The 3,411-nt window shown below is 67.9% G+C and carries 5 protein-coding genes; 3 read left to right on the top strand and 2 right to left on the bottom strand.

Annotated features, from left to right (window positions below; translation table 11 throughout):
• The 3 genes from Q0C41_RS30750 to Q0C41_RS30740 form a co-directional block, all read left to right on the top strand.
• The coding region (locus tag Q0C41_RS30750; RefSeq protein WP_291990754.1) for a hypothetical protein at positions 1-252 on the top strand (252 nt) is incomplete at its 5' end.
• Between the two features lie 118 nt (positions 253-370).
• Positions 371-763: a four helix bundle protein gene (locus Q0C41_RS30745; RefSeq protein ID WP_291990752.1), complete on the top strand. Its 393-nt coding sequence runs from the start codon at positions 371-373 to the stop codon at positions 761-763.
• 232 nt (positions 764-995) lie between these two features.
• A complete protein-coding gene (locus Q0C41_RS30740) occupies positions 996-1,940 on the top strand; it encodes an aldo/keto reductase (protein WP_291990750.1) in 945 nt (314 codons plus the stop codon).
• Between the two features lie 198 nt (positions 1,941-2,138).
• Here Q0C41_RS30740 and Q0C41_RS30735 read toward each other — a convergent pair whose 3' ends face one another.
• Both Q0C41_RS30735 and Q0C41_RS30730 read right to left on the bottom strand, forming a co-directional pair.
• Positions 2,139-2,876 carry an SDR family oxidoreductase gene (locus Q0C41_RS30735; protein WP_291990756.1) on the bottom strand — a complete coding sequence of 246 codons (738 nt, stop codon included), beginning with the start codon at positions 2,874-2,876 and terminating at the stop codon, positions 2,139-2,141.
• Between the two features lie 94 nt (positions 2,877-2,970).
• On the bottom strand, positions 2,971-3,411 hold a 441-nt coding region (locus Q0C41_RS30730; protein WP_291990748.1), incomplete at its 5' end, for a DUF1326 domain-containing protein.

Here is a 3,411-nt window from a genome sequence, read left to right as displayed (position 1 = left end):
AGGCGCGCTTCGCTGACATTCAAGATTCAGAATGAAGCGCAGCTCGGGGCGCCGGTGCCGTGGGCCGTCGCCTTTGGCTCGGCCCGGCTCGCCTCACGGCGGGGCCATCGGGCGGACGAGCAATTCAGGCGCGCTTCGCTGACATTCAGCATTCAGAATGAAGTGCAGCTCGGGGCGCGGGTGCTGTGGGCCGTCGCCTTCGGCCCGGCTCGCCTCGCGGCCGGGCCACCGGGCGGACGAGCGGCGCAGTAATGGCGCGGTCTCCCCGCGGGCCGGTTGGCACTTTCTGCGACGACCGGGGCTGGCGACCCCGCAGGTCGGCGCTGGGTGGGACAACGGCGATGGCACGAACGATGCGACCGGCGGCTGCATGGGGCGAGAGATTCAGGAGCGCAGCTACCGGTTCGGGCGCGACGTGATGCGCTACGCCGTCGAGTGCGAGTCGCGGTCGGTGATCGGGCGAGAGTTGCTGCGCCAGCTGTTCCGGTCCGCGACGTCGGTCGGCGCCAACTTGCAAGAGGCGCAGGCTGCCAGCAGTCGCCCGGACTTCATTCACAAGGTCGGCATCGCCCGAAAAGAGGCCTTCGAGGCTCGCCACTGGCTCCGCCTCCGCCGGGACATGTGCCCGGCCGACGATGGGCTGCCTGCCCTGCAGGCGGAGTCCAACGAACTCTGCCGGATCCTGTCGTCCATTCTCATCAGCGCCAGACGCAACGACGCCCGCCGCAGCGCCGACCGCCTCGCGCGCCGCGCCGACCTCTGAGGTTCGACCTGGCAACCCTGAATAGTGCGGCGGGAGAGTGGCGGTGCTGGCCCCGCGCTTCATTCTGAATCTTGAATGTCGCCATCAGGGGCCCTGAATTGTGCAGCGGCAGAGTGGCGGTGCTGGCCCCGCGCTTCATTTTTCATCTTGAATGTCGCCGTCAGGAAACCTGAATTGCTGATGCAACATTCCCCGCCCCTCCGTCGTCGGAATGCGCTGGAGGACTTCCGAGATGCTGACTCGTCGTGAATGGCTGACCTTGACGGCCGGGGCCGGTACCGCCCTGGCGCTCGATACCATCCGGCTGCAGGCGCAGCAGCCCCTGATCATGCGCGCCATCCCGTCCTCGGGCGAGAAGATCCCGGTCGTGGGTCTCGGCAGTTCGGCCACCTTCTCCCAGGTCGCACGCAGTGAGGACGTCACGGCCCTGCGCGAGGTGCTGAAGGCCTTCACCGACCAGGGCGGCACCGTGTTCGACACGGCCCCCAGTTACGGCGCCTCAGAGGAGGTCGCCGGTCGCCTCGGTGGGGAACTCGGCATCACCGACAAGATCTTCTGGGCCACGAAGGTGAACGTCGCCGGGCGCGGCGGGGGCGGTGCCGATCCGGCGGCGGCCAGGGCGCAGATCGACGCCTCGTTCACGAAGCTCAAGAAGGCCAAGATCGACCTCATCCAGGTGCACAACCTCGGAGATGTCCCGACCCAGTTGGGCCTCCTCAAGGAGATGAAGAAGACCGGCCGCGTCCGCTACATCGGCGTGACCAGCACCAACAAGTCCCAGTACGCCGAACTCCAGACGGTGATGCGCAACGAGCCGCTCGACTTCATCGGTGTGGACTACGCCATCGACAACCGCGACGTCGAGGAGTCCATTCTGCCGCTCGCGCAGGAGCGCAAGATCGGCGTGCTGGTGTACGTGCCGTTCGGCCGGACCCGCCTCTTCAAGCGCGTCGGCGACCGGCCGGTGCCCGACTGGGCGAAACAGGTGGGTGCCGCCACCTGGGGCCAGTTCTTCCTGAAGTACGTCGTCGCCCATCCGGCCGTGACGTGTGTCACGCCGGCGACCAGCCAGGCGAAGAACGTCATCGACAACCTGGGCGGCGGGCGCGGCTCGCTGCCCGACGCGGCCACGCGCAAGAAGATGGTCGAGTTCATCGAGGCGCTGCCCAACGCCTAGGCGGCAAACGCCCCGACAGGACGGAGAAACGAGGACGGGGAAGCGAGGACGGAGGAACGAGGACGGAGGAGAGAGGTAGGTGGGAGGTCAGAGGTCAAAGGGGCGAGCCGCGAGGCTTTCACTTCTTCCCTTCCTTCTTCACGCCCTCCGTCCTACCTCCGTCCTCATTCCTCTGTCCTCCGTCCTGCCTGGGGGGCTTCACCCGAGGTGCCGTCCGCCATCCACCCGGACCACCTGTCCAGTCACCCAGTCCTGGGCGAGGAGTCCGATCACGGTGTCGGTGACGACCTCCGGGCCGCCCCAATGTCCGAGTGGGGTCGCCGCGATCACGGCCTGCTGCATCTCCGCGGTCGATCCCGCCGCGGGGAGGATGGGGCCGGGGGCGATCGCGTTGACCTGGATGCCCGCCTCGGCCAGTTCCAGCGCCAGCGCCTCGGTGAGGGCGACGACCCCTGCCTTCGCGACGTAGTAGGGGACGTACCCCGTGTACCGCGGGCGCCCGCTGGCCGCGACCCAATCACTGCACAGGATGATGTGACCGGAGCCGCGCGTGCGCATGTGCGCTCCGGCCGCGCGTGCGCAGTGGAACGACGCGTCGAGGTCGACGGCGAGCTGCTGATGCCAGAGGTCTGGGGTCACGTCGTCGAGCGGCACGCGATCGTAGGTGGAGGCGAGACACACCAGCACGTCGAGCCGCCCGGCCCAGTCGAGGACATCGGCGACCAGGCCCTGACACGCCTGCGGTTGCCGCAGATCGGCGAAGAACGCGCGCCCGCGACGCCCAGCGGCCGTGACGGTCTCGACCGCGCCAGCGATGGCAGAAGCGGAACGGGAATAGGAGAGCGCGACGTGCGCGCCTCGCTCGGCACACGCCTGCGCGAGCGACGCCCCCATCCGGGCACCGCCCGTGATGAGGACCACGCGGTCAGCAAGCACAAACAATTGTGAATTCAAAATTCACAATGAAGCTCAGCTCGAGGCACCCGGTCGAAGCCTACGCGGACCCTTCATTGTGAATTCTGAATTCCCCTTAGAACGCAAACGTCCCGACGAACGCCGAGCGCTTGTCGATCTGCTGCCAGCGGCTCCCGAGCGCCTGTCCCGTGAAGGTCTGGTTGCGCGTGAGGCCGACCTCGGCCTCGGCGCCACGCGACAGCGGGTGGAACCACTGCATCGCGCCGCACGACGGATCGTGGTGGATGTGGGCCTCGACCTGCAGCTGGGCATCACCCGCGAGCACGGCCGCCGCGTGGTGGGTACGCTCGAAGGCAATCGGCACGGCCTGGACGTCGACGACGCGGAACGCCAAATCACCGATGGCCGTCTTCGCCATCGAGACGAGGGCCTCGCGCTGCGCCGTCGTGGCCCGGTCGTCGACATACAGCAGCGTCTTGACCAGGGTCGGGGCTTCTCCGCCCATCTCGCGCATGCCCAGGTTGTGCGTGCCGGACAGCGCGGCGATCAACGCGAT

Origin of the sequence: Luteitalea sp., from assembly GCF_022842525.1 — a bacterium.
Taxonomy (GTDB): domain Bacteria; phylum Acidobacteriota; class Vicinamibacteria; order Vicinamibacterales; family Vicinamibacteraceae; genus Luteitalea.
Note: the sequence above shows the minus strand (reverse complement) of the source record. Positions and strands in the feature narration are given on the sequence as shown.